This window comes from Azospirillum sp. A1-3, assembly GCF_023806445.1.
Lineage (GTDB): Bacteria > Pseudomonadota > Alphaproteobacteria > Azospirillales > Azospirillaceae > Azospirillum.
Map to the genome: position 1 here is coordinate 267,016 of NZ_JAMSLU010000003.1, position 22,985 is coordinate 290,000.

At 68.8% G+C, this 22,985-nt stretch carries 16 protein-coding genes; 12 read left to right on the forward strand and 4 right to left on the reverse strand.

The features are described 5' to 3' along the window. The first annotated feature begins 37 nt into the window (after positions 1–37). From M5E06_RS19125 to M5E06_RS19160, 8 genes are all read left to right on the forward strand, one after another. A complete protein-coding gene (locus M5E06_RS19125) occupies positions 38–2,329 on the forward strand; it encodes a glycosyltransferase (protein WP_252139563.1) in 2,292 nt (763 codons plus the stop codon). Further along, entirely contained in the window at positions 2,326–3,153 is an 828-nt protein-coding gene (locus tag M5E06_RS19130; protein ID WP_252139564.1) for a class I SAM-dependent methyltransferase, read from the forward strand. The genes M5E06_RS19125 and M5E06_RS19130 overlap by 4 nt, the downstream gene beginning before the upstream one ends. Then, the gene (locus tag M5E06_RS19135; protein ID WP_252139565.1) at positions 3,150–4,553 is read left to right on the forward strand and encodes a glycosyltransferase family 4 protein; all 1,404 of its coding nucleotides are present in this window, start codon (positions 3,150–3,152) and stop codon (positions 4,551–4,553) included. Before M5E06_RS19130 ends, M5E06_RS19135 begins: the two co-directional genes overlap by 4 nt. Beyond that, on the forward strand, positions 4,550–6,745 hold the full coding sequence (locus M5E06_RS19140; protein ID WP_252139566.1) for a hypothetical protein: 2,196 nt from the start codon (positions 4,550–4,552) through the stop codon (positions 6,743–6,745). The genes M5E06_RS19135 and M5E06_RS19140 overlap by 4 nt, the downstream gene beginning before the upstream one ends. Before the next feature lie 154 nt (positions 6,746–6,899). Further along, positions 6,900–8,213: a glycosyltransferase family 4 protein gene (locus M5E06_RS19145; RefSeq protein WP_109155312.1), complete on the forward strand. Its 1,314-nt coding sequence runs from the start codon at positions 6,900–6,902 to the stop codon at positions 8,211–8,213. 197 nt (positions 8,214–8,410) lie between these two features. Further along, a complete protein-coding gene (locus tag M5E06_RS19150; protein WP_252139567.1) occupies positions 8,411–9,598 on the forward strand; it encodes a polysaccharide pyruvyl transferase family protein in 1,188 nt (395 codons plus the stop codon). A 42-nt stretch (positions 9,599–9,640) separates the two neighbouring features. Beyond that, positions 9,641–10,435 carry a hypothetical protein gene (locus M5E06_RS19155; RefSeq protein WP_252139568.1) on the forward strand — a complete coding sequence of 265 codons (795 nt, stop codon included), beginning with the start codon at positions 9,641–9,643 and terminating at the stop codon, positions 10,433–10,435. Between the two features lie 138 nt (positions 10,436–10,573). Continuing rightward, a complete protein-coding gene (locus M5E06_RS19160; RefSeq protein ID WP_252139569.1) occupies positions 10,574–13,999 on the forward strand; it encodes a DEAD/DEAH box helicase in 3,426 nt (1,141 codons plus the stop codon). Positions 14,000–14,005: 6 nt separating this feature from the next. On the opposite strand, the gene M5E06_RS19165 is transcribed toward M5E06_RS19160, so the two are convergent. The 4 genes from M5E06_RS19165 to M5E06_RS19180 all read right to left on the reverse strand — a co-directional run bounded on the left by M5E06_RS19165 (position 14,006) and on the right by M5E06_RS19180 (position 18,997). Further along, a complete protein-coding gene (locus tag M5E06_RS19165) occupies positions 14,006–15,247 on the reverse strand; it encodes a glycosyltransferase family protein (RefSeq protein ID WP_252139570.1) in 1,242 nt (413 codons plus the stop codon). 3 nt (positions 15,248–15,250) lie between these two features. Next, positions 15,251–16,810: a glycosyltransferase gene (locus M5E06_RS19170; RefSeq protein ID WP_252139571.1), complete on the reverse strand. Its 1,560-nt coding sequence runs from the start codon at positions 16,808–16,810 to the stop codon at positions 15,251–15,253. 111 nt (positions 16,811–16,921) lie between these two features. After that, the gene (locus tag M5E06_RS19175; RefSeq protein ID WP_252139572.1) at positions 16,922–18,676 is read right to left on the reverse strand and encodes a hypothetical protein; all 1,755 of its coding nucleotides are present in this window, start codon (positions 18,674–18,676) and stop codon (positions 16,922–16,924) included. A gap of 15 nt (positions 18,677–18,691) precedes the next feature. Then, positions 18,692–18,997, reverse strand: a complete 306-nt coding sequence (locus M5E06_RS19180) for a hypothetical protein (protein WP_252139573.1) — start codon at positions 18,995–18,997, stop codon at positions 18,692–18,694. Positions 18,998–19,143: 146 nt separating this feature from the next. Here M5E06_RS19180 and M5E06_RS19185 point away from each other — a divergent pair, with 146 nt between their 5' ends. The 4 genes from M5E06_RS19185 to M5E06_RS19200 are packed head-to-tail and all read left to right on the forward strand — an operon-like array spanning position 19,144 to position 22,985. Beyond that, complete coding sequence (locus M5E06_RS19185; RefSeq protein WP_252139574.1) at positions 19,144–20,151, forward strand: sulfate ABC transporter substrate-binding protein; 1,008 nt, start codon at positions 19,144–19,146, stop codon at positions 20,149–20,151. A 3-nt stretch (positions 20,152–20,154) separates the two neighbouring features. Further along, on the forward strand, positions 20,155–21,054 hold the full coding sequence (gene cysT / locus M5E06_RS19190) for a sulfate ABC transporter permease subunit CysT (protein ID WP_252139575.1): 900 nt from the start codon (positions 20,155–20,157) through the stop codon (positions 21,052–21,054). After that, positions 21,044–21,919 carry a sulfate ABC transporter permease subunit CysW gene (cysW, locus tag M5E06_RS19195; RefSeq protein WP_252139576.1) on the forward strand — a complete coding sequence of 292 codons (876 nt, stop codon included), beginning with the start codon at positions 21,044–21,046 and terminating at the stop codon, positions 21,917–21,919. The genes cysT and cysW overlap by 11 nt, the downstream gene beginning before the upstream one ends. 28 nt (positions 21,920–21,947) lie before the next feature. Continuing rightward, complete coding sequence (locus M5E06_RS19200) at positions 21,948–22,985, forward strand: sulfate/molybdate ABC transporter ATP-binding protein (RefSeq protein ID WP_252139577.1); 1,038 nt, start codon at positions 21,948–21,950, stop codon at positions 22,983–22,985.

Sequence of the window (22,985 nt, forward strand, 5' to 3'; positions counted from 1 at the left end):
GACTTTCAATTCCATCGACGCTGCCGGAATCCCAATCATGACCGTCATCGCCGTCCTGCCGAATTCGGTGTCGATCGCCCCCGCCCAACGTCTGTCGCTGGGTCGCCGCTTCCTCCTCGTCTCCTGGACGATGGACGGGAAGGCGGACGGCGCGAACGATCCGGTCGGCCCGATCACGCCGAGCGTCGACGGCGAGCCGGTGCGTCCGCCCTTCACCACGCTGACCGTCGAGACCGGCTGGGGCGGGCGGCGTGTTTTGTCGATCCTGCCGGCACCGCGTGACCCGCGGATGCCCATCCATTTCATCGCCAACAATCGCGTGATCGCCGAGCTTCGCACCGAAACCGGCGCCGCCGATCTGGACCCCACCGGGCTGCTCGGCAGTCTGGACGGTGCGGCCCGGCTGCGGGTGTTGCGCTTCCTGTTCGACTTCGCCTGCTCCACTCCGGCCCTCCGCCGCGATGCCGCCTTCGCAGCATTGTGCCGCCGGCTGGTGCTCGACCGTGCGGCTGAGCCGGCCGATCTGGCGGTCCGCGCAACGGCGGGCGGTGGCCTTCTGCTGTGTGCCGGCGCGCTGTCCGGTCGCTTCGGCGCCATCAGCGGTCTGGTCGTGCTGTCGCCGAACGGGGTGGCGCGGGCGCCCTTCGATGCCTGCATCGGTGCCGATCCGGCGGGGAAAGGGCGCATCGCCTTCGACCTGCTGATCGACCGTGGGCTGTGCGCGCCGGGCAACCTGCTGGTGGTGCTGGGCGCCAACGGCGTCGCCTGCCGCCGCTTCCCCGAGGAGCCGGTCGGCCTGCCCACCCTGACCGACCGGCTGAACGCCCGTCCCGACACGCCGGCCGCATTGCGCCATTATCTGTTGACCAGCCTCGCCCAACGCGGTCGCAGCGATGCGTCCGCCGCATCGGCGGTCAGCGAACTGCAGGCGCTGGCCCCGCTGCCGCGCCGGCAGGCCGCCGACGCCAAGCGGCCGATCGGCGCCTCGCTCGACCTCGCGATTCCCACCTCGGACGGCGGGCTGTTCCTGGCTGGCTGGCTACATGATCCGCATGGGCTGGCGGCGGAGCTGGTGGTGCGCACCCCCTTCGGCTGCGAACGCCGGGTGGAGCGCTTCGCCCACCGCTTCCCGCGCGAGGATGTCGCCAAGCTTTATGGCGGCACCGGCATCGACCGCAGCGGCTTCATCCTGCATCTGCCGGGTACGCCCGAACCGGCGGAGGCGCTTCAGGTGACGGCGGAGCTTCGGCTGGCGTCGGGCGGTACGCTGCGCCTCGTCCCGCCGCCTCGTCCACGCGCCCATGCCGACGCCCGCGCCGCCGTGCTGGGCAGCCTGCCGCCGCGCTTCGCCACGCCCGACCTGCTGGAGACCGTCATCGGCCCGGCCGTCGTCCCGCTGCACGCCGCCCATCTCGCCACCCGCGGCGAGCCGGAGCTGGTCGTCTTTGGCGAGCGCAAGGCGAAGCCCGCGGTGTCGGTCATTATTCCGCTCTACCGCACGCTGGAGTTCCTGCGTTTTCAGATATCCAGCTTCGCCACCGACCAGGATATGGCCGAGGCCGAACTGATCTTCGTGCTCGACAGCCCGGAGCAGCGCGACGAGGTGGTGCATCTGCTGCGCGGCTTCCATGGCCTCTATGGCCTGCCGATGCTGCTGCTGGTGCAGAGCGCCAATTACGGATACTCCGCCGCCAACAATGCGGGCGTTGCGGTCGCCCGCGGCAACCGTCTGCTGTTCCTGAATTCCGACGTGGTTCCCGACCGCGCCGGCTGGCTGCCGCAGTTGGTCGCGGCGCTGGAGGAACGTCCGGGAATCGGCGCGGTGGGGCCGAAGCTGCTGTTCGACGACGACAGCCTTCAGCATGCCGGCCTCTATTTCGACCGCGACCTGCAAGGCGCTTGGTACAACCATCATTATTTCAAGGGCCTGCCGCGCGACTTCGCCGCCGCCTGCCGTCCGCGCTCGGTTCCTGGCGTCACCGGCGCCTGTCTGCTGACCACGCGTGCCGCCTACAGCGCCGCCGGCGGCTTCTGCGAAGACTACATCATCGGCGACTTCGAGGATTCGGACCTGTGCCTGCGCATCCGCGACCAGGGTCTCGACATCCGCTATGCCCCGTCGGTGGAGCTGTACCATCTGGAACGCCGCTCCATCGGCCGGCACCAGGGCTACACCCGCGGAGTCGCCTCCGAATACAACCGCTGGCTCCATGGCCGCCGCTGGGCCGACCGTATGGCCGAGCTGATGGCGCGCGACTGGTACGCCGACGACGAGGTGCGGCCATCGAACACCAGCCGCACCCGCAAGACAGCACAGGTGACCCGATGAACGCGATCGTACCGACCCCGCAGCTTGCCGTCCTGCGCCGCCAGACCGATCCGCGGCTGGAATGGCTCTGCGCCCAGATCGCGCGCAACCGCTTCCTGCCGGTGCCGCCGCCGGAGCTGCATTTCATCGGCGACGGTGATTTTCGCGCCATCGGGGCGGAGTTCCTGCGCCACTTCGTCCGGCTGGGCGGCCTGCGTCCCGACCACAAGGTTCTGGAGATCGGCTGCGGCGTCGGCCGCATGGCGCTGCCGCTGACCCAGTATCTGGACTCGTCCTACGATGGCATCGACATCGTGCTGGACGGCATCCGTTGGTGCGCCTCGACCATCACGCCGGCCTATCCGGAGTTCCGTTTCCACCATCTCGATGTCGCCAACGGCCTCTACAATCCCGACGGCCGGATCGAGGGGGAAACGGCGACGCTGCCCTTCAAGGCGGCGTCCTACGACTTCGTCATCCTGACCTCCGTTATCACCCACCTGCGCACGGCCGACGCTGAGCGCTATGCGGCGGAGATCGCGCGGATGCTGAAGCCGGGCGGGCGCTGCTTCCTCAGCCTGTTCCTGGCGGACGCCACCGCGCGCGCCGGCATCGCCAAGGGCACCGCGCGCCCGCCTTTCCGCGATGCGCCGGGCGTTGAGCTGCTGGCTGATCCCGAGCATCCCAACGCCGCCGTCGCCTATGACGAGGAGTTCCTGCTCGGCCGCTTCGCCGCCCATGGCCTGCGCCCCGCCCGCGCCGTGATGCGCGGCCATTGGAGCGGCCAGCGCGAGGCCGAGAATTTCCAGGACCTGCTGGTTCTGGAGAAGGGGACCGCGCCATGAGCCGCCGCCGCCTTCCATTGGTCCCGGCCAACCAAACGGCGGCCGGTCCCGCCCCGCGCCATCCGGCGCGTCCGCTGGTGGCTGCCCGGCCGCCGCGGGTGCTGCTGATTGCGCACAATCACCCGAGCCTGCATCCCGGCGGCACCGAGATCTTCGCGCACGAGCTGTTCGGCGGCCTGAAGGCGGCGGGGGCCGAGTGCCTGTTCCTGGCCTGCACCAACGACACCCACCGCGCGCCGCGTCCCGGCACCGGCTTCCAGACGCTGGGGCGCAGCGCCGACGAGGTGCTGCTGTGGGCCGGTCACTTCGACCATTTCCATCAAAGCCAGATCGACCTGCATGGGCTGGTCCCCGACCTGTCCAACCTGCTGCGCGCCTTCCGGCCGGACATCGTGCATGTGCACCACACGCTGCTGCTGGGCGTGGAGATGCTGTTCCTGATCCGCCGCGTCTGCCCGGACGCGAAGATCGTCTATACCCTGCACGACTATTATCCGATCTGCGCCAATGACGGCCAGATGGTCACCCCGCCGCGCGGTGAGGGTGGCAATAGCGGTGAAACGAGGGCGCTTTGCAGCAAGGCATCGCCGGATGCCTGTCACCGCTGCTTCCCCGACCGGCCGGCCGACCAGTTCCTGCTGCGCGAGAAGCACATCAAGGCGATGTTCGGGCTTGTCGACCGCTTCCTGGCGCCCAGCCGTTTCCTGCGCGACCGCTATGTCGCTTGGGGTCTCGACCCCGCCCGGATCGAGGTGATGGCGAACAGCCGCCCGGCCGTTGAGCCAACTCCGGCCCGCGACCTCGCCCCCGGTGCGGCGCGCGACGCCTTCGCCTATTTCGGCAATTTGAACCCGTTCAAGGGTGTCACCGTGGCGCTCGACGCCGTCGCCCGCATGGCGCGGCAGGGCCTTTCCCCGTCGCTCGCCGTCCATGGCGGCAGCCTGTATCAGGCGCCGGAGTTCCGCCAGCGCGTGGCCGACGGCTTCGAGGCAACGCGCGGCCTCGCCACCGCTCACGGTCCCTACCGGCCGCAGGAGATGCCGTCGCTGATGGCTGCCGCCGACTGGGTGGTGATGCCGTCGATCTGGTGGGAGAACGCGCCGCTTGTGATCCAGGAGGCCTTCCAGCACCGCCGCCCGGTGATCGTCAGCGGCATCGGCGGCATGGCGGAGGCTGTGCGCGACGGCGTCGACGGCCTGCATGTCCGCCCCAACGACCCTGCCGATCTCGCCCGCGTCATGACCCGCGCGATGACCGAACCCGATCTGTGGGAACGGCTGTCGGCCAACATCCCGGCCGTCCGCCAGACGGAGGAGGCCGCGTCGCTCCACCTCGCGCTTTACGGCGAACTTCTGTCACCAGCACCCGCCGCTCTTATCCAGGGGAATCGCACCCGATGAAGGACCGCAGCACCAAGGCCGACATCACCGCCGCCGTCCTCTTGGACGAGGACACGCTGATGCTGTTCGGCGCCATCGACCAGCCCCTGCCGGCCGACAGCGTCGTGATGCTGGACGGCATGATCGACGGGCGTTTCCGTGGCGGCTGCTGGACCGACGGGGCGGGGGAGCGCTGGTTCCTGGGCGCCATCCGTGTCACCGGACTGTCCCACATGCGCCCGTCCCGCATCGAGATCGAGGACGCCCAAGGCAAGCACCTGCTGCTGCCGCGCCTGTCCAACGTCCGCACCAATCCGGCCCATCTGGTCGCGGCATTGCGCGAGGTGCAGCCGCAGTCGCTCGGCGTGGCGCTGGACGTCGCCGTGACCCTGCTCTCCGGCCCGGAGATGGGCGAGGGCGAGGCGGGGGACGGCGACCGCCGCACCCGCCTGCTGTCCGGTCTGGCGCAGGAGGCCTCCCGTCCCGACGGCTTCGCCGAGGTGCTGGGACGCTTCCGCGACGGTGCGCTGATGGTGCAGGGCTGGTCGCACGGCTTTCCGGCCGGCGCCGCTCCTGTGCTGGTCGAGGCCGACGATCTGCGTTCCCATGCCAGTGCCGCCGCACCCTTCCACCGTCCCGACCTGCCCGACGATGCCTCCGGCCTGCTGACCGTTCTGGAAGGCCCGGTCGCCGCGCCGGACACCATTCGCCGCATCCATTTCCGCGCCGCCGACGGCTGGCGCCATCTCGCGATCTTCGAGCACCGGCAGTTGCTGGCCGACGGCGTCGCCTCCGCCCATGCCCGCGACATGCTGGGCCAGTTGCAGGGAGATGCCGCCCGCCGCGGTGTCGCCGCCGCCATCGCCGCCCGTTACAATGGGGTGGAGACGGTGTCGCAGATCCAGGCGCCAGTGCGCATGGGGCTGGACATGGCGGTGCGCGTTCCGGGCGCCGGGCTGTTCGTCTGCGGCTGGCTGCTCGACCCTTCACAGGCTGTCCGCGCGGTGACGGTGAGGGGCGCCGGCATGAGGGCGCGGCTGGACACCGACTGGTCGCGGCTGTCCCGCAAGGACGTGTCCGATGCCTTCGCCCACGATGCGCTGTTCGCCGGCCGCCTGATTCCGGGCGATGACGCCCACGGCTTCACCGCCTTCGCCCGCGAGCCGGCCGGCATCGCCGCCGACGCCGAGTTCCACTTGGAACTGACGCTGGCCGACGGTATCGCTTTTCTGCCGCTGCCCTGCCAGTCACCGACCGGCGATGCGCTACGCCGCATGCTGGGGGCGGTCAATCCCGACAGCCCGTCCATCGACCGCGTCATCGCCAACCATCTCGGGCCGATGTTGCGCACCGCGGCGTCCGGCCAGCCGGCTCCCTCCTCCGTCCTGCACCCGATGGGCCGCGCGCTGAAGAGCCCGCGCGTTTCGGTGATTCTGCCGGTCTGCGACGGGCGTGAGGACGTCGACCTGAACCTTGCACGCATGGCGAATGACTCGGACTTCGCCGAGGCGGAGATTCTGGTGGTGGCCGGTGCCGGCACGCATGAACGTCTGGCCGGCATGGTCCGGCAGGCTGCCGGCTTCTATCGACTTTCGGTCGGCTTCGTTGCGGCTCCCACCGCCGCCGACCCGTTCGAGGCGGTCGCGGCGGCCCTGCCGCATGTCCGCGCCGACCGCGTCCTGCTGCTCTCCCCGTCGGTTCTGCCGACCGAGCGCGGCTGGCTGTCGGCGCTGGAGCGTGCGATCCGCAAGCCGAACGCCGTGGGCTCCGCCGCGCTGGCGCAGGTGATGGCCAGCCCGACCCTGCTGTACGAGGATCATTCGGTCCGCTTCGCCGGCATCGTCGCGGTGGACGGGCCGGGCGGTGTGGTCACCTACGAGCGCCGCTTCGCCGGCTACCCGCGCGACTGGTTGAAGGAGCAGGAGGCGTCGGCGGTCGATGCCGCCTCGGCCGACTGCGCACTGCTGCCGCGCGAACTGCTGGTGCGGGCGATGGCCGATGGCGGCCGCTATCTCGGCTCGGAGCCGAAGGGACTGGACCTGTGCCTGCGGGTTCGGGCGGCCGGCGGCTCTTGCCTGTGGCTGCCGAAGGTCCGACTGGTGGCGGTAGACGAACAGCCCCGCCACGCCCGCGACCCCCGGCTGGAGCGCATGAGCGTACTGGTCGACGAATGGAGCTTTGCCGAGCGCTGGAAGGCGTCGATCGCGGCCTGAGTTATTGCCCCCACCCTAACCCTCCCCCGCTTCGCAGGGGAGGGAACTCCGCCGCCCTTGCACTAAACCCCCCCCCGCCCAGCGGGGGAGGGTCGGGGTGGGGGCAAGCGACACAACCACCTCACCACCCCCGCTTAGGACAGACGGTCACCCGATGAGCAAGACCAAGCGCGCGCTGATCATCAGCCATGGCCACCCCTCCTTCTCGCTGGGCGGGGGTGAGGTCGCCTCCTACAACCTGCACAACGGCCTGCACGACCTGCCGGGCTGGGAAAGCCATTATCTCGCCCGCGTGGCGCCGCCCATCGCCCAGCATCGCGGCTCCGCCCTGATGGCTCTGCGCCAGAAGGAGCGGGAGGTGCTTTACTACGCCAACGACTACGACCATTTCCGCCTGTCCAACCGCAATCTGCCGGGGCTGGAGAAGGACTTCGTCCGCTATGTCCGCGACCTCCAGCCGGATGTGGTGAACTTCCACCATTTCCTCGGGCTGGGGATCGAGACCATCCAGGCAGTGCGTCAGGCGCTGCCGCGCGTGCCCATCGTGGTGACGCTGCATGAGTACCTGTCGATCTGCCACCATCATGGCCAGATGGTGAAGACTAGCCGCAACGCGCTGTGCTATCGCGCCAGCCCGGCCGACTGCGCCGGCTGCTTTCCCCACATCGGCGAGGCGGAGTTCTTCAAGCGCGAGCTGTTCCTGAAGACCTTCCTCGAACAGGCGGACTTCTACATCAGCCCGTCGAACTTCCTGATCGACCGCTATGTCGACTGGGGGCTGCCGCGCGAGAAGTTCCGCATGATCGAGAACGGCCTGACCATCGAGGGCATCGCTCCGCCGCGTCCGGTCACCCGCGCCGGCAAACGCAACCGCTTCGCCTTCTTCGGCCAGCTGACCGAGTTCAAGGGCGCCCACCTGCTGGTGGAGGCGGTGTCGCGCATCTCCGACAAGGCCTGGGGCGAGGACGGCGCGCTGATGATCTTCGGCGGCAACCTGGAACGCCAGCCGGAGGCCTATCAGAAGCGCTTCAACGACGCGGTGGAGAAGGCCGGCGACCGGGTGCGCTTCTACGGCAGCTACCGCTCGGCCGAACTGCCGGGCCTGATGAAGGACGTCGATTGGATGATCATCCCGTCGATCTGGTGGGAGAACTCCCCCGTCGTCATCCAGGAGGCCTTCCTGCACGGCCGCCCGATCATCGCCAGCAACATCGGCGGCATGGCGGAGAAGGTGACCCACGGCGTCGACGGCCTGCATTTCCGCAACGGCAGCGTCGAGGATCTGGTGGACCGGATGACGGAGGCGCTGACCTCGCCGGACCTGTGGGACCGCTTGCGCCTGCGCATCCGTCGCCCCATCGACCGCGCCGAATGCGCGCGCCAGCACTCTGAAGTGTTCGACGCGTTGCTGGCCGCCGGCGGCGCGGCGCCCTCGATGCCGGAGCGGGCGGTGGCGCAGCGGTCGTGATAAGGGAATGTTGGAATGCGCTGTGATATTTTCGAATATCAGGAAGATTTCATTCCGCATGTCGCCGAACATATTGGTAATGTTGGATCGAAAATCACAGGACCTCTAGCATAGGTCCAGTGTGAAGATTCGATTTAGCCCGGCGGTAATCCGGGCAATATCCGCCCCTATTGTCGCCCAACCCAGGGAGAGCCGCCGTGGCCAACATCCTCGTCATGATTCCGTCGGGCGAAGTCTACGATCACGACTGCGTGCGTTGGTACAGCTACCAGGACATTCAGCGCAGCATCGACCACTATCACAACATCGGTGACGCGTTCGTCTTCGACTCCTCGTTGAAGCTGCTGACCTACGACAAGCTGGATGTTCTGGAGATCCGCGAGTTCCGGCAGGAGGTCGTCGACCGGATCAATGCGGAATACGACTACGTCTTCCTGCGCGGCAGCAACTACATCCATGATTCGATGGACTGGCCGGCGGCGACCATCCAGGTGCTGGCGAAGCTGCGCATTCCCGTCATCGCCTTTGGCGTCGGCGCCCAGGCGCCGGCCACCGGCAAGCTGACGCTGACCGAGGAAAGCAAGCGCATCTGGCGGATGATCGCCGACAAATCGACGACGCTGGGCGTGCGCGGCACCTACACCGCCGAAGTGCTGTGGGACCTGGGCATCAAGAACACCCGCATTGTCGGCTGCCCGACCGCCTTCCGCAACCGCGACCCGGAACTGCGCATCGACCTGCCGGCGCTCGACAGCGTGCGCAAGGTCGGCATCACCATGCGCCGCGAGGTCTCCAAGCATTATTCACCGGACGTCCGCAAGTATCTGGAACGCCACCGCGACTTCGTAAAGGACATTTCCAGCCGCTTTGACACCGTCCTGATGATGCAGGGAGAGGTGGAAGAGAAGAAGCTGCTGTGGGGCACCGAGGAGCAGAAGGCGGAGGCCTGGACGCACCTGCATGACAGCGCCTGGCTGAAGCAATGGTATTTCGATGACGAGATGGACGCGCTGTACCGCGAGCGCCTGTGGTATTCGGACGTCGTCGCCGACTATGAGAACCTTGTGAGGTCGAAGGATCTCGTGCTGGGCTATCGCCTGCACGGCAACCTGATGGCGCTGTCGAACGCCACGCCGTCGGTCTACTTCAGCTATGACAGCCGAACGGCGGAGTTCGCGGAGACCTTCGCGATCCCCTGCTACAACGTCTATTCGGACAAGCCCTTCGTCCTCGAAGAATATTGGGACCAGAGCCTGTTCGAGAAGTTCAACCGCACCTACTACCAGCGCTATCGCGACATGCGGGAGTTCTTGGACGAGAACTACGTCCCCCACCGCATGCCCAGCCACACCCTGCGCCGCGCCACCGACCGCAAGGCGGCGTAAGCGAAAACGCACTCTCCAGCCCAACAACCGGAAGCCGGTCCCATGTCCGCCACCGCCAAGATCGTCGAGCTTCGCGAGACCACCCCCGTGGCCGATCCCATCGACGCACCTCAAGCGGCGGCCATCGTCGGCCACATCGACGCCCTGCAGGGTGGCCGGGTGTTCGGCTGGGCCTGGGACGGCAACCATCCGGCCGACCGGCTGGAGGTCGAACTGCGGCTGGAGCGGGACGGCGGTCCGCCGGAAACGCTGGCGCGGGTGACGGCCGACCGGCCGCGGCCCGATCTGGCCGGCGGCGGCATCGGCGACGGTGCCCATGCCTTCGAGGCGGAGGTGACCTTGCCGGAGGGGGCGGACCCCTCGCGGGTGGTAGCGGTGGTGTGCTCGCCCTCCACCGGCGAGACCGCGACCTTCGCCCAGCCGAACCCGGAGGACCAGCGGCTCGACCGGCTGCTGGCGCCGCATCTGCAGCGCATCGGCGAGCGGATCGACGCGGTCCGCCGCGACCAGCGCCAGCTTGCCGCCGCCCAGCAGGCCATCGGCCGCCTGCTGCGCGATGCGGGCGAGGGGGTGACGGCCCTGCGCGCCGACGCCTCCCGTCTGGAAAAGGCCCAGGGCGAGCGAACCGATTCCCTGGCCGGGTCCTTGCGCGAACTGACGGAGCGGGTCAGCGGGCTGGAAGTGTTCCTGATGCGGATGGACCAGAGCCTGCGCGGCCTGGACAGCGCATCGGCGGAAATGACGGGCGGAGCGGGCTGGTCGCCGCTGCTGACCGTGCTGGGGTCGACGGCCGGTGCCTTTCTGGCGGTTCTGGTCGGCTGGCTGGTGCTGCACTGAACCGGAAAGTTCCGCTAGACTGAAGGGTAGGCAACCGCGGGGGACCCGGCGGTGTTGAACCTCCGCAGCCCCGCCGTCCCTCCTCCCGAGGGGTGCGCGGAGCCATAAACCGGAGCCTGCCTACCATGTACGCCCATCATGCTTGACGGAGTCCCCGTCGCCGACCCGTCGCCCGACACGCCGCCCCCAGTTCCGGCGTCGTCTCCCGCCACATTATCCGTGCAGAGCGAAGGCGAGCTGGCCATTCGGCTGGCCGCGCTCGCCCGCCGGCCCGGCGGTGTCCTGCTGCTCGCCCGCAGCGACGCGCGCGCCACCCGGCTGGCGCGGTTGGTGGGTGACCTGTTCCCCGATCTTGACACCGTCCTGCTCCCGATCGACGAAACCGCCGCCGGTGACCGTGCCGCGCCATCGCGGGCCGTGCTGGGCCGCCGTGCCGCCGGCCTGATGCGACTGGCGGAAGGGGAAGCTCCAGCGTCCGGGCGACTGGTGGTGGCTTCGGCCGATCTGGCACTGCAACGCTTGCCGCCGCCACAGGCTTGGGCGGGCGGACGCTTCTGCCTGACGCGGGGCATGGCCTATGACGAGACGGCGTGGCGCGGCTGGTTCGCCCGCACCGGCTATGTGCTGGACGACCGGGTGGACGAGCCCGGCGAGGTGGCGATCCGCGGTGCGGTGGTGGAGGTCTTCCCTGGCGACTGCGACCGCCCGATCCGCTGCGACATCGCCGATGGCATCGTGCGTGACCTGCGCCTCTACGACCCGGTGTCCCAGCGGTCGGTTGAATCGATCGACGATCTTACGCTGAGCCCGGTCACCGACCTGATCGTCGGGCCCGAGATGCTCGACAGGCTGGCCGCCAGCCTCGCCGGTCTGGGATCGGCTCTGCCGGGCGAACTGCGGCGGCAACTGGAGGAAGGCCGGCGACCCTACGGCTTCGACCTCCAGCTTCCCAACGTTTTCGACAACTGTCCGCTGCTGCTGGATCTGCTGCCGGATGCGCTGATCGTGCTGGATGCCGGCGCGCGCGACCGCATCGAGGCGAGGGCCGACGATCTGGCAGAAGCCGGGCTGGACCGGCGCATCCGCCGTGACGATCCCTGTCTGCTGCCGATCCCGGCGCTCGAACGCCGGCTGATTGACGCCGATGCCCTGGAAGAAAAACTTTCCGCCCGCTCCGTGCTGCCGGTGGACATGACGGCAGGCCATGCCGTGGAAGCAGCGCGAACCGAGCGCACGCTGCTGCGGCGCGCTGCAGCCTTGGCCGGCGAGGGCAGGGCCGTGCTGCTCGCCGCCCGATCCGGCACGGGTTCCGGCGAGGCCGACAGATTGGCGGAGCGCGCCTCTTCGGTGTTGGGGCGTCCGGTTCCGCGTCTGGACCGCTGGCCCGACCCGCCCTTGGCGGCGGGCGAGTGTGCCGTGCTGCCGTTGCGAACGGCCGATGGCTTCGTCTGCGACGGCATGACGGTGCTGGTGGCGCCGCGCCATGGCGAGGATCGCGGTGGCGCGACGGCGACCCGGCCGCCGCTGGCCCCGTCGGAACTGGCGACCGGCGACTTCGTCGTGCATCTCGACTATGGCATCGGCCGGCTGATCGGGCTGGAAACCATCGCCTCCGCCGATGGCGACGGCGAGGGCTCGGCCGCCGATTTCCTGGTGCTGGATTACGCCCATGACGACCGGCTGCTGGTGCCGACCGCCGACTTCGACCGGCTGTGGCGCCATGGCTCCGCCGACACCGGCGCCAAGCTCGACAGCCTGAAGAACGCTCACTGGCTGGAACGCCGCGCCGTGCTGGAAACGGAGATCGCCGAGACCGCCAAGGGCATCCTGCGCGAGGCCCGCCGCCGCGCCCGCGAAGTGGCTCCGGTCATCGACCCGCCGGCCGACCGCATGCGCCGCTTCGGCGCCCGTTTCGGCTTCGACCCCACCGAGGGGCAGCGGCGCGCCGTCCAGGCTGTGCTCGACGCCATGCGGCAGGGTCACCCGATGGACCATCTGGTCTGCGCCGATGTCGGGTACGGCAAGACTGAGGTGGCGTTGCGCGCGGCGGCGGCGGTGGCCTTTGCCGGCCATCAGGTGGCGGTGATGGCCCCGACCTCCGTCCTCGCCCGCCAGCATCTGGACGTGTTCCGCCGCCGCTTCGCCGGCTTCGGCGTGACGGTGGAGCCGTTGACCGGCGCCATGACGAAGGCCGAAGCCGACCGGGTGCGCGCCGGGCTGGCCGACGGGTCGGTCGACATCGTCATCGGCACCCATGCGCTGCTGTCCAAGGACGTCCGGTTCGGCCGGCTCGGCCTGATGGTGGTGGATGAGGAACAGCGCTTCGGTGCCGCCCAGAAGCAGACGCTGAAGCAGCGGACCAAGGGCGTCCACAGCCTGGCGCTCAGCGCCACGCCGATCCCGCGCACCCTGCAGGGCGCCTTGGCAGGCCTGCGCGGGCTCAGCATCATCGACACCCCGCCGGCCCGCCGGCGGCCGGTGCGCACCGCCGTGACACCGCGCGACCCGGCCACCGCCCGCGCCGCCCTGCTGCGTGAACTGGGGCGCGGCGGGCAGGCCTTCTGCGTCGCTCCGCGCATCGCCGACCTCGGCGAGCTGGAGGCATGGCTCCGCGAACTGGCGCCGTCGGCCCGCATCGCGGTGGCGCATGGCCGGCTGGGTGCGGCGGCGCTGGACGATGCGGTGATGGGCTTCGTCGACGGCGAGAGCGACATTCTGCTGGCGACGCCGATCGTCGAATCCGGCATCGACATCCCGCGCGCCAACACGCTGCTGCTGTTCCGTCCCGACCTGTTCGGGCTGGGCCAGCTGCACCAGCTGCGCGGCCGGGTCGGGCGGGGTGCGGTTCAGGGCTATGCCTATCTGCTGACCGATCCCGACCACCCGCTGGAGGAGCGGGCGGCCCGCCGGCTCGGCTCGCTGGAGGTGATCGAAAGCCTGGGCGGCGGCTTCGTCCTGAGCATGCTCGACCTCGACCAGCGTGGGGCGGGCGACCTGCTGGGTGAGGATCAGAGCGGCCACCTGCGTGCGGTGGGGACCGAACTCTACCAGCGCATCCTGGCCGACGCCCTGCGGACGCTGCGCCGCCAGCCCGACGATCGCTGGGACCCGGAGGTGACGGTCGCGATGCCGCATTGCATCCCCTCCGCCTACATCCCGGAGGAGGAGCTGCGCATCGGCCTGCACCGCCGCATCGCCCGCACCCGCGAGGCGGGCGAACTGGACGCCCTGCGCGAGGAGATGGAGGACCGCTTCGGCCCGCTGCCGGACCCGGTGGAGCGGCTGCTGGCCATCGCCGACCTGCGTTGCCGTTGCCGGGCATTGGGCGTCGCGTCGCTCGGCTGCGGCCCGGCGGGCGTCGCCGTCACTCTGCGGGGCGAGCGCGCCGCAGCCAAGGCGGCGACGCTGGCGAAACGCTCCAAGGGCTTCCTGCGCGCCCAGGACGACCGGCTGTCCGCCGCGCTGGAGGCGCCGGACGCCGATGGGCGCCTCGCCAACGCGGTCCGCGTGCTCGACTGCATCGAGGCGATCGTCCGCAAGGCGCAGCGGCGAAAGCGGGGATAGGCCCGGTCAGTTGCAGGTGCGTCCAATCACCCGCGGCAGGATGGCGGTCAATGCCAGGGCGTCGAAGCAATGCTCCAGATACGCCGACCGCAGCCTCGCGCGGCGGTCGGCGTCGCCGGCCAATGCGGAGAGGAGGCGCACGGCGTCGTCCTCGCCGGTGAAGGTCAGCTCATCCTCATATGGACCGAACAGCAGGGCGGTGTCGGCGTGGCGCCAGCTCACCAGCAGCCCGTTCCGTTTGATGATCTCCAGCGTCCTCGGAAAGATCGCCGTGTCGTAGGCGAGACTGCCGAAATCCAGGCAGGCCGCTGCGGTGGGGTAGGCGTTGCGCGGTGCCGCCGACACCGGATCGGCTTTGATGCCGAACCGCTCCCAACCATTGCCCCACAGCGAGAATCCGTCGCCGAATCCACGGCGCAGGGCGCTGGCGAAGCGGCGCCGGTTCTCCACCGCGAAGGCGATGGTGAAGGTCCGGTTGAACTCCAGGGTCCAGGCCGGATCCGCCGACCGGTCGGTCAACCCGCAGCTATCCATGGCCTGCAGCCGGTGCAGCATCGGCCGTTCCATCATCGCCACGGCCACCGCCTCGGCATCGCGCCGGATCGCCGGGGAAACCGGGTCGCGTCCGGACTCCAGATGCTCCGGCCAACCCTGCCCCAGATAGAGGAAGCGGTCGCTCACCTTCGCTTCGGTGTCGGCCCCGGCATCTGAGTGACCCTTCATCGCGGCATAGGGGTGACGCCGCAGGCCGGGCGTGTCCTGCGCCATCCAGCGCTTGTACAGGTCAACCGTCCCGTCCGCTGCCGGAGCGGTGCAGATCAAGCGATGAACCCCCAGCGGCTGGTAAAAGACCCGGCTCAGCCCCAGGCGGACGGCCTGCTCCGCCGAACCCTGGCACATGCACCACATGGACACGTCGTTGTCGGCCATCCAGCGGTCGGCCTCGCGGATCTCCTCCGCCGTGCCGGCGCCGATCTCCTCCAGCGGGTGCTTCAGGCAGATATGGACGACGGCTGGCCCCTTGCCCGGCTGGCCGCCGAACTGCGCGATGTAGGCGCGCAGCATCTCCACCGTCGGCCTGGGAATCTCGAACAGGTTCAGCACGAACAGGACGTCGATGCGGCGGTCGATCACCTCCTGCGAGATGTCGGGCAGCGCCAGCACGGACTCGTGTCCCAGATCGACCAGGGCCGCATGGATCGACCACAGGATTTCCGACGTGCCCTGTCCGCAAAGCAGGAAGCGCATGCGCTATCTCCGCGCCGCGAACAGGCCGGCCGCCTCGGCCATGTAGGCGGAAAGCTGTGCGTTGTCGGCGCCCTCCCGCTCCACCGCGGCGATGCGGGCGCGGGCCTGCTGCCGCGCTTCTTCCAGCAGCGCCGGATCGCCGGCCAGGGCGGCGGCACGGGCGACGAAGGCCGCATCATCGGCGACCAGGAAGGAGGGGCCGGCCACGCTGGCGACGTCGCCGCCGTCGAAGGACAGCACCGGCACGCCGCCCGCCATCGCCTGCGCCGCCCCCGCTCCGCCGCCGGTGCGGCGCGGATTGACGAACAGGTCGCAGACCGACATCAGCGCCTCCATCCGCTCGACATGGCCGAGGCTGCGCAGCTGCCCGGCATGCCCGTCCACGGCCAGCCGTCCGGGCAAACTCTCCACCCCGCCGGCGAACAGCACCAGCGCCTGCGGCACGGCGTCCAGAATTCGCCCCAACAGATCCAGGAACGCGCCGTCGGCCTCGGCATCCAGGCGGTTGCCGACCACGACACAGACGAACGCCGAGTCCGGCAGAGAGAATTCGGCGCGCGTCGCGGTATCCCCGGTGCGGCGCAGCGACAGGCCGAAGCGCGACGGGCGCCAGGACCGGGCGAGCCGCCCATGGCCGGCCGGCGGCGCATGGCCGCCGAAATCAAGCACGATGTCGGCAAGCGAAACGATCCGCCCGCTGGTCGTCGGGATGCACATCAGCGGACGCGCGCATTCCAGCAGGTCGGCGACGATCACCGAGCCGCCGAAGGCGATCGCCAGATCGGGATCGAACGCCTCCACCGCCGACAGGAAACCGCCCAGCTTTTCCGCGGTGAGGCCGGGCGCGGTGGACGACAGCATGCGGATCCGCTCGCCGCCGCAGCGGATCGTCTGCTCCCCCGACAGCCTCTCTTCCAGCGCGGCGGCGAAGGGCGGGACGAAGGGGCTGTAATAGCGGTCCGGCATCATGTTGGTGTTGAGCACCAGAACCGTGCGGCCAAGGTCGCGCTGCAACCGCACCGCCAGCAGCAGCAGGTCGCGCGACGGCTGGTGTTCGGCTGACAGGAACTGGTTCGTCACGATGACGACCCGGCCGGTATCGGGCATCCCCGCCTGCCTCGCCGCCGGGCTCAGCCGCAGACGCAACGCGATCTGCCGCAGGAAGCGCTCGTAGAAGGCGAACAGGTGCTCCGTGACGAAATCGGGGACGGACGCCATGTCCATGCGCATCAGGAAAAGCTGGCGCTGCATGGACCAGTAGATCTGGTTGATCCCCTCCAGCGACGCCAGATCCAGCACATTGTCCAGCATGTCCAGGATGCGCAGGTATCGCCGCAGGTCGCCGGACACGGCAGCCAGGGCCGATTCCCGCAGGATCGGGTCCAGGCTGGCGGTCGCGGCGTCCAGCGCCTCCATCGCCCCGGCATCGCCGCCCAGCCCTGTCACCCTCGCGGCTTCGCAGCTTTCCGAAATCGCCTTCAAGGCCTCCCCGGTGCCGGCCGGACCGTGCAGCCGGGCGATCAGGTCGGTGAGCGTGGTGGCGTGGACGTTGGAGGCATGCATCGTTCGAACGGTCCCGGTTGGCACGACGACCGCCGGCGGCGCCTCGACGGGCGGGACTCGGTCAGCATCCGTTTCCACCCATAGGAGTGACGCCCCCGGGTGTCAACGTCATCATCCCGCGTCCTCGAACGGCGAGCGGATTTGCAGCCACCGCTCCTCGTACCGGTGGCGTTCGTCGGCTGCGGACGGGTCGCTGCCGGTGGCGAAGGTCCAATAACCGATCTGGAAGGCAATGTAGCAGGGAATGCAGAAGGCCAGCAGCCTGCGATCGAGCGGTACCGCCCTTTCGACGGCTCGGCTCAGCGCCTCGGCCTGCGGGTCCGACAGGTCGAACTCCACGATGCCGCCGGCCACGTCCCAGGCGATGTCCTGGCAGCCGATCAGGTCATGGGCGGCTGAGTGGTCCAGCGCATCGCTTTTCATCAGGCGTCCGTCGGGCAGCCGCAGCCATTCCCAGCGGTGCAGGCGATTGTCGGTGACGACCCGGCGCAGGCCCGCTTCCAGTTCGGCCAGCCGGTCGGCCGTCCAGCATTCCAGCGCCTTTGCGGCGCCGTCGCCCAACGCTTCGCCGATGTTGGTGCGCGCCATGGTCAGCAGTTCCGTCAGGGCGGCGCCCGGCCCGGACGGAGCGGGGAATCGTTCGGCGCGGAAGGCCAGATAGCCGGCGAGGCGCTCCACGGCATCCGGTGCCCCCTCCGTCAGCGGGCATGCGTTCTCCAGCCAGCGTTCCGCAAGGAAGCCGTGGCGCAGGGTCGACGGCTCCGCGGTGAAGCCGACGGCGTGAAGGGCGCGGGCACGCTCCAGCGCCTGTTCCCCCGCACTGCCCAGCCCGGCGAATTTCAGCAGCCATGATCCTGTGGCGGTGCGCAGCAGGAATTTGCGACGCTCCTGTTGCGGATTGGCCGGCAGTCTGTCGGAATTGCCGTACAGCCGCCGCCACCCGCCTCCCGACAGATCCTCCAGCGGTGCGACGGGCTGGCCGAGACTGTCCATGAACCATCGCTCCAGCGGCGGGAACGGCCTATCCATGGACCGGAACAGGTCGTCGAAGCCGACCACCGGTCGCACCGCTTCGGCCCATCGCCGCCGGTGGCAGTCGGAGGATTGCGGGCCAAGTTCTCCGCCATGGCCGGGCAGGAAGGCGATCCGATTCGCCACCACCCCCTGCGCCTCCAGCCAGTCGGCCACGGCGCCAAAGGAACTGCCCGACAGCCCCGGCCCCTCGTCCACGATGACATAGGCGGCCTCGGGATCCGCCAGCAAGGCGGCGCGCACTCTCTCCGACAGCCGCAGCTCCCGCCGGAAGGGATGGCCGACCGGTCGCAGCGTCACCGGCTGCGGCGCCTTCAGCGCAACCGCCGCCATTGCCGCCAGCCCGGTACCGATGCTGCGCAGTCCGATCACCACCGGCGATTCGGCAAAGCGCGGCGGCAGACGCGCCGCCGCCTCCAGATAGGCTTCCGGGTAGAGGCTGTAGAAGGCATAGCCTTCGGCCCTGCGCATGCCGACCGCCTCGGGCAGCGGCAGGGCGGACAGCCGGTCGAGCGCGTCGAGAGTATCGGCGGTATCCGGTGGATCGGCCGACCGCCCGCCTAACAGCCAGGATGCGGCGACGCCGGCGGCAAGCTCCATCACCACGGCCATGGCCGCATCCTGCACGGGCGTGCGGTCATCCATGCCTGCGGCGTGGAATTCCCAATCGGCCAGGCCCTGTGCCAGTTCGGCGGCTTCGATGAATAGCGTCACCAGGGCGCCGTGCCGCTCCGGACCGGGAGCGGCCATGGCGCCGCCGGCAAGGCCGCACCGCAGCCTCGCGATCCGGCGACGCGGGTCCTCGCAAACCTCCTGATCGCCATAGACCAGCATCGCCGCCGGCCACCGTTACCAAGTCGGGAAGAACAGCAGCAGCAGGGCCAGAACCGCAAGAATGCCCAGAATGCCCCACATGGCGGGGCGACCCATGCCCCGCGAGGTGCCGGCCTTCGGGAGTTCAGTGCCCACTTTCCGGAAAGGGCCAGCCATCGTGTTTGCTCCTGACAATGTCGATCTGTCGGTACTCAACAGGGCAAGACCGGCAAAGTTGCCGGTTCCGATCATGATCCCCCGTCCGGTGGAGGGATGGCCGTGCCATACCGAACGAAGCCGCTTGAGCACTTTCCGCTGTAATGCCAACGGGTTGACGACCAATCACGGTTTTCCCGCGGACGGACACGAAAAACTGCTTTCCAAGCATCCCGCCGGCATGCAAACTCTACGAAGCCAATAGAAAAAGCGCCGCGGATACCACGAAAGAGAATTGGTAAAATCGGCAGCTACCCAAGGAGGCCTTTGCCATGTCGCTTCGTCGCCTGACTCTCCTCGCCGCCGGCCTGACGCTGGCTTGGTTTGGTGTAGCCGTCGCGGACTCCAAGGATACGCTGCTGAACGTGTCCTACGATCCCACCAGGGAATTCTATGTCGAGTTCAACAAGGCCTTCGCCAAGGCATGGCATGCGGAGACCGGACGTGACCTGACGGTCCGTCAGTCGCATGGCGGATCGGGCAAGCAGGCCCGCTCGGTCATCGACGGGCTGGACGCGGACATCGTGACCCTGGCGCTCGGCTACGACATCGATGCCATCGCCGACGCCGGTCTCCTGGCGAAGGACTGGCAGGGTCGCCTGCCGAACAACAGCGCCCCCTATACCTCGACCATCGTGTTCCTGGTGAAGAAGGGCAATCCGAAGGGGATCAAGGACTGGAACGATCTGGTGAAGCCGGGCGTCCAGGTCATCACCCCCAACCCGAAAACCTCGGGCGGCGCCCGCTGGAACTATCTGGCCGCCTGGGCCTATGCCATGCAGGCCAACGGCAACGACGAGGCCAAGGCCAAGGAATTCGTGTCGCAGTTGCTGAAGAACGTCCCGGTGCTGGACAGCGGCGCCCGCGGCGCCACCGTGACCTTCACCCAGCGCGGAATCGGCGACGTCCTGCTGGCCTGGGAGAACGAGGCCCACCTCTCGCTGCAGGAATTCGGCGCCGACAAGTTCGAGATCGTGACGCCCAGCCTGTCGATCCTGGCCGAACCGCCGGTTGCCGTCGTGGACAAGGTCGTCGACCGCAAGGGAACCCGCAAGGTGGCCGAGGCATACCTGCAGTTCCTCTACACCCGTGAAGGACAGGAGATCGCGGCCAGGAACTTCTACCGTCCGCGTTCGCCGGAACTGGCCACCCAGTATGCGGGACGCTTTGCCGATGTTAAGCTGGTTACCATCGACCAGTTCGGGGGCTGGCGTGCTGCGCAGGAAAAGCACTTCTCGGATGGCGGCGTCTTCGACCAGATCTTCCAGAAGGGGCGCTGACCCATGGTCGCCGCCAGCAGCGATGCCGTCCCCACCGGACGGGAGAGTGCTGTGACGCTCCGCGCTTCCCTGCCGCTCTTCCGGAAGCCCAGCGTCCTTCCGGGCTTCGGACTGACGCTCGGCTTCACGCTCAGCTACCTCGGTTTCATCGTGCTGGTGCCGCTCGCGGCGCTGATCGTCAAATCCAGCGGCCTCGGCTGGAGCGGTTTCTGGGCGGCGGTGACCACCCCGCGCGTGCTGGCCGCCTTCCAGGTCAGTTTCGGGCTGTCCTTCGCCGCCGCGCTGACCAATGCGGTCTTCGGCTTTCTCGTCGCCTGGGTCCTGGTCCGTTACGATTTTCCCGGCAAGCGTCTGGTGGATGCGCTGGTCGATCTGCCCTTCGCCCTGCCGACGGCGGTGGCGGGCATCGCGCTCAGCGCACTCTACGCCCCGAATGGCTGGATCGGTCGGCCGCTGGACGAGCTGTTCGGCCTGAAGGTCGCCTTCACCCCGCTCGGCATTGCCATCGCGCTCACCTTCATCGGGCTTCCCTTCGTCGTCCGCACCGTGCAGCCGATCCTCCAGGATCTGCCGCCGGAGGAGGAGGAAGCCGCCGCCTCCCTCGGCGCGTCGCGCCTGCAGACCTTCGGCAGCGTCATCCTGCCGGCCATTCTGCCGGCGCTGGTGACCGGTTTCGCGCTGTCCTTCGCCCGCGGCATCGGCGAATACGGCTCCGTCATCTTCATCGCCGGCAACATGCCCGGCCTGACGGAAATCCTGCCGTTGCTGATCGTCATCAAGCTGGAGCAGTACGATTATGCCGGCGCCGCCGCGGTCGGCACCGCAATGCTCGGCGTATCCTTCGTCATGCTTCTGATCCTCAATCTCCTCCAGCAGTGGATGAGGTCGCGCCATGCCCGCTGATACGGTCACCAGCATCCCCGCTCCCCCGGTGCAGTCGGCCCTGAGCGAACCGGCTTGGATCCGCTTCGTCCTGATCGCTGGCGCCCTGCTGTTCCTGGCGCTGTTCCTGCTGCTGCCCCTGGTGGCGGTCTTCGCCGAGGCTCTGCGCCGCGGCTTCGACGCCTATTGGGTGGCGCTGACCGAGCCGGACGCGGTCGCCGCCATCGAGCTGACGCTGATCGTCGCCGCCATCTCGGTGCCGGCCAATCTGCTGTTCGGCGTCGCCGCCTCCTGGTGCGTCGCCAAGTTCGATTTCCGCGGCAAGAACCTGCTGATCACGCTGATCGACCTGCCATTCTCGGTGTCGCCGGTGATCTCGGGCCTGATCTATGTTTTGCTGTTCGGCCTGAACGGGCTGTTCGGCGCCCATCTGCGCGACATGGGCATCCAGATCATCTTCGCCGTGCCGGGGCTGGTGCTCGCCACCATCTTCGTCACCTTCCCCTTCGTGGCGCGCGAACTGATCCCGTTGATGCAGGAACAGGGCTCCGACGAGGAGGAGGCCGCGCTGGTGCTGGGCGCGTCCGGCTGGCAGACCTTCTGGCGGGTGACCATTCCCAACATCAAATGGGGCCTGCTCTACGGCGTGCTGCTGTGCAACGCCCGCGCGATGGGCGAGTTCGGCGCGGTGTCGGTCGTCTCCGGCCATATCCGGGGTGAGACCAACACGATGCCGCTGCATGTCGAGATTCTCTACAACGAATACAACTTTGTCGCCGCCTTCGCGGTCGCCTCGCTCCTGGCCATGCTGGCGCTGGTCACGCTGGTCGTGAAGACCGCGCTGGAGTGGCGCTTCGGGGACGAGCTGGCGGCGACCCGGCACTGATCGCCGGCAGGCAGAGGAAACGCAATCCATGGCGATCCAGGTTTCAGGCATCACCAAGCGCTTCAACGATTTCACCGCGCTCGACTCCGTCGATCTGGAGGTGAGGTCGGGAGAGCTTCTGGCCCTGCTCGGCCCCTCCGGCTCGGGCAAGACCACGCTGCTGCGCATCATGGCCGGGCTCGAAAGCCCCGACGCCGGCGGCCTGCTGCTGAATGGGGAGGAGGCGCTGGGGCTGAAGCCTCGCGACCGGCAGGTCGGCTTCGTCTTTCAGCATTACGCCCTGTTCCGCCACATGACCGTGTTCGACAACGTCGCCTTCGGCCTGAAGGTTCGACCGCGCGGCCAGCGCCCAAGCTCCGCCGAAATCCGGCGGCGGGTGACCGAACTGCTGGATCTGGTGCAGTTGTCGCCCTTCGCCGGCCGTTATCCGGCGCAGCTGTCGGGTGGCCAGCGCCAGCGCGTCGCGCTCGCCCGTGCGCTCGCCATCGAACCGAAGGTGCTGCTGCTCGACGAACCCTTTGGCGCGCTCGACGCCAAGGTCCGCAAGGAGTTGCGGCGCTGGCTGCGCAAGCTGCACGACGACATCCACGTCACCTCCGTCTTCGTCACCCACGACCAGGAGGAGGCGCTTGAACTTGCCGACCGCGTGGTGGTGATGAACCAGGGCCGGATCGAGCAGATCGGAACCCCGGCGGAGGTCTACGATCACCCGGCTTCCGCTTTCGTCTACGAGTTCCTCGGACAGGTGAACCGGCTCGACTGCACGGTGGACGGCGGTATCGCCCGCGTCGGCGGCGGCGCGCTCGCCATCGCGACCGAAGGCGGGGTGCAGGGGCCGGCGGTGGCCTATGTCCGCCCGCACGATCTCGGTATCACACCGGCCGCAGGCGGTCCGGCGCGCATTTCCGGCATCCATGTCGTCGGCCCCGACGCCCGCATCGACATCGACCTCGCCGGTCTGGCGCTGGAAGCCGAGATGGACCGCGAGCGCCTCGCCACGCTCGGCATCGTTGCCGGCGACCGCTGTGCCGTTCACATCGACCGGGCCCGGGTGTTCGCGCGGTAG